Source organism: Trinickia symbiotica (assembly GCF_003028655.1).
GTDB lineage: Bacteria > Pseudomonadota > Gammaproteobacteria > Burkholderiales > Burkholderiaceae > Trinickia > Trinickia symbiotica_A.
The window spans coordinates 1-6351 of sequence record NZ_PYUC01000035.1 but is presented as its reverse complement, the minus strand read 5'-3'; the positions used below and the strand labels follow the sequence as shown (position 1 = coordinate 6351).

Sequence of the window (6351 nt, the reverse complement as noted above, 5' to 3'; positions counted from 1 at the left end):
TTTTGACGAGGTCGTGAACCTCAACGCCCGTTCGGTATGGGACGCGACGTTGGCTGCCTATCCGTTTTTGAAAAAAACCGGCGGCTACATCATCAACACATCGTCGATCGCCGCACGCACAGGTGGCCTTCGACGCGACCCGCATCAATGCGCGGACAGGCCGCGGCAGATCGACGCCGCCTGCGTCCGTTGCAGCCTTTGCGTGCGCCGTTTCGTCGGCGCGCATCTGCTCCACGATCGCGCGCGATTCGACATCCGCCTCCGGTAGAGCCGACAAATGCCCGTCGAGATGATGCTCGACCTGGCGTTCGGTCTCCGCCATGAATCCGAGACTGACCTTGTCGCCGAGGCATCCGGCCGCGAGGCCGATCGCAAGCGAGCCGGCGTACCAGAACGGATTGAGGAGACTCGGGCGCGAATCGAGCTGCTTGAGCCGGTGCGTGGTCCACGCGAGGTGGTCCTCCTCCTCGCGAGCAGCCCGATCGAACGCGGCCTTGAGCGCAGGTGAGCGCGCGGCGAGTTTCTGCGCCTGATAAAGCGCCTGTGCGCAGACTTCGCCGACATGGTTGACTCGCATCAATCCGGCGGCGTGGTTCTGCTCGGCGAGCGTCATTTCCGTGCCGGCCACGGCCGATGGCGACGGCACGGGGCGGCTCATCCGGCTCACGCCAGCCATCGAGCGCAGGCCCCGATCGAATTCGGTGATCAACTCATCCAGCGTCATGCATCTCTCCGTTGCCCCGCCATCCAACGCCCCATTCCACGACGCGCGTCCGCCCCACGATACTGGCGGCCGCATCGGCGCAAAGCGAAGTTGCTGGCAAAAAGGCGGCTAACCGTGCATTTTAGACGATGTTGAGCAAGGCAGACAGCCGCGTCCAGTCGCTACGGCGTCAGTCGTTGCGCGCGGTTGCGAACGACGCCTTCGCGGGTGCCGAGGCCGCCGTTTCACGGAGTTCGCGCCGGAGGATCTTGCCGACGTTGGTCTTGGGCAATTCGCTGCGGAACTCGACGAATTTCGGGCGCTTGTAGCCCGTCAATTGCTCCTTGCAGAAGGCCAGTACGTCCGCCTCGGTGAGCGCGGGATCCTTCTTGACGACAAAGAGCTTCACCGCTTCGCCAGAGTGCACGTCGGGCACGCCGACGGCCGCGACTTCGAATACGCCGGGATGCTTCGCGACGACATCTTCGACTTCGTTCGGATAGACGTTGAATCCCGACACGAGAATCATGTCCTTCTTCCGATCGACGATCCGGAAATATCCGCGCGCGTCCATGACGCCGATGTCGCCGGTCTTCAAGAAGCCGTCGGCCGTCATCACTTTCGCCGTCTCGTCGGGCCGGTTCCAGTAACCGACCATGACCTGAGGACCGCGAATGCAGACTTCGCCGGGCTCGCCGATCGGCACGGGATTGCCGCCATCGTCGCGGATCGAAACTTCCGTCGAAGGGAGCGGTACGCCGATCGCCCCGCTGTATTCGGTCGCCGTAACCGGATTGCAGACCGCGGACGGCGATGTTTCCGACAAGCCATACCCTTCGACGATCGCTTTGCCCGTGCGCTCGTACCAGCGCTTCGCCACGGCTTCCTGCACGGCCATGCCGCCGGCGTTCGCGCACCTCAGCTTCGAGAAATCGAGCTGGCCGAAGTTCGGATGGTTGAGCAAAGCGTTATAGAGCGTGTTCACAGCCGGAAACGTGCTGATCGCGTAGCCCTTCAGCTGCTTGATCATTCCGCCTATGTCGCGGGGATTGGGTATGAGAATGCCGAGACCGCCGCCGCGCACCGTCAACAGAAAACAGACCGTCAATGCGTAGATGTGGTAAAGCGGCAGTGCGACGACGTTGATGATCTGCTCGGCCTCGGCCCCTTTCGGATGCGCCGGCTCGTGCCAGGCCGCGGACTGCAAGACGTTCGCCACGATGTTGCCGTGCGTGAGCATGGCGCCTTTGGCGACGCCCGTCGTGCCGCCCGTGTATTGCAGGAAGGCGATGTCCGAATGCGTCGGCCGGGCCGGTACGAACGTTTGCCGGGCCCCTTCGGCTACGGCGTCGTTGAATTTCACATGGCCGGGCAGGCTCCAGGCCGGGACCATTTTCTTCACGCGGCGCACGACGAAATTGACGATGACGCCTTTCGCGCCCATCAGATCGCCCATCGAGGCAACGACGACATGCTTGACCGACGTGTTGCGCAGCACGGCCTGGACAGTCGCCGCAAAGTTCTCGAGCACGACGATCGCCTCGGCGCCGCTATCCTTGAGCTGGTGCTCGAGCTCGCGCGGCGTGTAGAGCGGGTTGACGTTGACGACGACATATCCCGCTCGCAGCACCGCCGCGGTGGCGACCGGATATTGCAGCACGTTGGGCATCATCAGCGCGATTCGCGCGCCGCGGGCGAGACCCTTCGATTGGAACCAGGCGCCGAGCTTGCGCGAAAGATCGTCGAGCTCGCCGTAGGTGATCCCCTTGCCCATGCAAACGAACGCGCGCCTTTCCCGGTATGTGGCAAAGCTCTCTTCGAGCAGTTCACCGACCGATGCATAAGCGGACGCGTCGATTTCCGCAGGGACACTGGGCGGATAAGACTTCAGCCAGATTTTTTCCATGCGGCGCCCTCCCGTGATTTTTGAATGTATTTCGAATGATCGTGCGGAAGTCGGCATCCTAGCCGGTCGCCCTCGATCGAACAATTGGATTAGACCTCGACTTCCAATTCAAGGCGCCGAACCACATACGTATTCAGACGCGTTCGACCTCGACGAGGCAATCGTAAAAGGTGGCGGATCCGCCGAGATCCGTCAGTGCCTGACTGGTGACCTGATTGGCATTGCGACCGTCCGGGGAGAGCTTTTTCCACCAGATCGAAAGCCCGACGACGACACCCTCGCGCGCGCGCTCGGTGAGACGGGCGCGTGCCGTCAACGAGCCCCGGTCGTTGTGGACGCGCACATAGTCGCCTTCGCGGATCCCGCGCGGCGCCGCATCCGCGGGATGGATGTCCAGATGAGGCTCGCTTTCGGTCGCGCGAAGGCTTTCGACGTTAACAAAGCTGCTGTTGAGGAAGTGCCGCGCGGGCGGCGAAATCATCGCGAGCGGATAGCGTGCGGCGAGTTCGGGCGAGCCGTCCGGCGATTCGTGAGGCGGCAGGTAGTCGGGCAAGGGATCCGCGCCGAGGCCGGCGAGCTGTGTGCTCGCAAACTCGCACTTGCCCGTGGGCGTCTGAAATCCTCCCTCGGCAAATGGCGCATCGGGCAGCCGCAGCTTCGCCCAGCCGGCCGCAGCGAGCTTCTCCCAGCTCATGTCGGCGAGCGTCGGGTCGTCCCAGTTGAGCGACGCCCGCGCCACCGCTTCGTCGCTCTCATACAGCATCGGCTCCTCGATGCCCATGCGCCGGGCGATTCCCCGAAAGATTTCCGTATTCGGCCGCGCCTCGCCAATGGGGGCCATGAACGGACGATTGACCATCACGTAGGTGTGTCCATAGGACTTGTGGACGTCGAGGTGCTCGAACTGCATCGTCGCCGGCAGCAGGAGGTCGGCGTAGTCGGCGGTGTCCGTTTGGAAATGCTCGAGCACCACGGTGAAAAGGTCTTCTCTCGCGAAGCCGGCCGCGACACGCTCCGAATCGGGAGCAACGGCGACGGGATTCGAGTTGTAGACGACGAGTGCCTCGATTTTCGGGCCGAAGCTTCCGCCGCCCGGATGAAGCAAGGCGTCGCCGATCGCATTCATATTGACGACGCGCGGCAGACGGTTCGGCCAGCCCGGCAGCAGATCGGGGCGCTGCAGCGCCTGATGATCGATCGGCGCCCAGTTCGACGACGAGAGCAGTAAGCCGCCCGCACGGTCTCGCCACGCGCCGGTCAGCGATGGCAGACAAGCGATCGCACGCGTGGCGTTGCCGCCGCCACGTACGCGTTGCATGCCGTAGTTGAGGCGAATAGCGGCCTTGCGAGTCTTGCCGTAAAGGCGCGCAAGATCGACGATTTCGCGCGCTTCGATACCGCAAATCTCGGCGACGCGTGCCGGCGGATAGGCGCGCGCCCGCTCCTCGAGCGCTTCGAAGCCGGATGTATGCGCTTGAATATAGGCGTGATCGAGCAGGTCTTCGTCGATGAGCACATTCATCATGCCGAGGGCGAACGCCGCGTCGGTGCCTAGGCGCAAGGCGATGTGCTGATGACATTTCTCGGCGGTGAGCGATCGATAAGGGTCGATGGCAACGAGCCTCGCGCCGCGCCGTTTCGCTTCTTGGGCGCGCGTCCAGAAATGGAGGCTCGAGGCGATCGGGTTGGAACCCCAAATGAGAATGAGCTCGCTTTCCTCGAAGAACTCGACGTGCATGCCGAGACTGCCGCCATACGTATACTTCAGACCGGCCGCGCCGGCCGCCGAGCAGATCGTCCGGTCGAGCCGTGACGCGCCAAGCTTGTGAAAGAAACGCTGTGCGATGCTTTCACCCTGCACGAGGCCCATCGTGCCCGCATAGCTGTAGGGAAGCAGCGCTTCCGGTTCCCGGCGCACGATGTTCGAGAGGCGTTCGGCCGCGATCGAAAACGCTTCGTCCCAGCCGATCGGCTCGAACCGCCCTTCGCCTTTGCGCCCGACTCGCTTCATCGGCACGGTCAAGCGGTTTCGGTGATGAACGCGCTCCGCATAGCGGCTGACTTTCGTGCAAAGCACGCCCTGCGTCGGCGGGTGATCGGGGTCGCCGACTACTTTCACCGCCATCCCGTCCTTGACGGTCACACGCATTGCGCAGGTATCGGGACAGTCATGCGGGCATACGGCACGGGCGAAATCGGTCGGGGCGTTCATCATGGGGTTAGATCTTTGAGCGGGCAGGCGAAGTTGCCGGGCCACGCCAAAATTCTAACCGCTTGCGGCGCCCTTCCGGCCCAAAACGTCGTCTTGCAGGTTGGGCGTAGAATGGCTCAGACAGTCATATATCTTCGATACTCCGTCGGCAAACCCAATCATGAAGCTCATTCCCGAAGTTCTCGCGGCACGAGACGAAATTCAGGCGATTCGACGAACGATCCACGCTCATCCTGAGCTGCGCTATGAGGAGGTCCGCACGGCGGAACTGGTTGCGCAACGCCTCGAACAATGGGGTATCGAGGTACATCGGGGCTTGGGCAAAACGGGTGTCGTCGGTGTGCTGAAGCGCGGGACGAGCCAGCGTGCTGTAGGTCTGCGCGCCGACATGGACGCGTTGCCGATCCATGAACTGAACACGTTCGAGCATCGCTCGCAAAACCACGGAAGAATGCATGCCTGTGGTCACGACGGGCACACGGCGATGCTGCTTGGTGCGGCGCAATATCTCGCCAGTCGGGGCGAGTTCGATGGAACGATCGTCTTCATCTTTCAGCCCGCCGAGGAAGGGGGCGCCGGCGCCCGCGCGATGATCGAAGACGGGCTTTTCTCGAGGTTTCCTGTCGATGCGGTATTCGGCATTCACAACTGGCCAGGGTTGCCGCAAGGGACATTCGGTGTCAAAGAAGGTCCGATCATGGCCTCGAGCAACGAATTCCGAATCGACATCAAGGGAGTCGGTGCGCATGCGGCCATGCCGCACAACGGACGCGACCCGGTGTTTGCCGCCGTGCAGATTGCCAACGCCCTGCAAAGCATCATTACGAGAAACAAAAAGCCGATCGAGACGGCCGTGCTGTCGGTGACGCAAATACATGCCGGCGACGCCGTCAATGTGATCCCCGACGACGCGTGGCTGGCCGGAACGGTTCGCACCTTCACGACGGCGACGCTCGATATGGTCGAGGACAAGATGCGCAAGATCGCGGAAGCGACGGCTGCCGCCTTCGACTGCTCGGTCAACGTGAGCTTTCATCGCAATTACCCGCCGACCATCAATAGTGCGGAAGAGGCAAAGTTTGCTGCTGAAGTCATGCGGGAGATCGTCGGCGCGGAGAACGTCAATACGGCCGTTGAGCCTACGATGGGCGCGGAGGATTTTTCGTTCATGCTGCTCGAGAAACCGGGATGCTACGCGTTCCTCGGCAACGGCGACGGCGCGCATCGCGAGATAGGACATGGCGAAGGACCCTGCATGCTTCACAACGCCAGTTATGACTTCAACGACGAGCTGCTGCCGATCGGGTCGACCTATTGGGTAAGGCTCGCGCAGCGCTTCCTCGCGCCAAGTCAGGCGTAACGGCGATCCTTGTAGCGCTGCTTGCGCTACACCGCTTGTGCGACGCCCCAAAGCACAAACCCCCGCGAGCGAGAGCTGGCGGGGGTTTGCTGGGGGTTGGGGAGCCTGACGATTACCTACTTTCACACGGGGATCCGCACTATCATCGGCGTGGAGTCGTTTCACGGTCC

At 62.5% G+C, this 6351-nt stretch carries 3 protein-coding genes and 1 pseudogene; 1 reads left to right on the top strand and 3 read right to left on the bottom strand.

Annotated features, from left to right (window positions below; genetic code table 11):
- Positions 1–127: 127 nt before the first annotated feature.
- The 3 genes and pseudogenes from coq7 to C9I57_RS31910 all read right to left on the bottom strand — a co-directional run.
- Positions 128–724: pseudogene (gene coq7 / locus C9I57_RS31920) on the bottom strand (2-polyprenyl-3-methyl-6-methoxy-1,4-benzoquinone monooxygenase); the annotation flags it as partial.
- A 169-nt stretch (positions 725–893) separates the two neighbouring features.
- Positions 894–2609 carry a long-chain fatty acid--CoA ligase gene (locus tag C9I57_RS31915; RefSeq protein WP_107154493.1) on the bottom strand — a complete coding sequence of 572 codons (1716 nt, stop codon included), beginning with the start codon at positions 2607–2609 and terminating at the stop codon, positions 894–896.
- Positions 2610–2742: 133 nt separating this feature from the next.
- Entirely contained in the window at positions 2743–4821 is a 2079-nt protein-coding gene (locus tag C9I57_RS31910; RefSeq protein WP_107154494.1) for a molybdopterin-containing oxidoreductase family protein, read from the bottom strand.
- Positions 4822–4981: 160 nt separating this feature from the next.
- Here C9I57_RS31910 and C9I57_RS31905 point away from each other — a divergent pair, with 160 nt between their 5' ends.
- Complete coding sequence (locus C9I57_RS31905; protein WP_107154492.1) at positions 4982–6181, top strand: M20 aminoacylase family protein; 1200 nt, start codon at positions 4982–4984, stop codon at positions 6179–6181.
- Positions 6182–6351 lie beyond the last annotated feature (170 nt).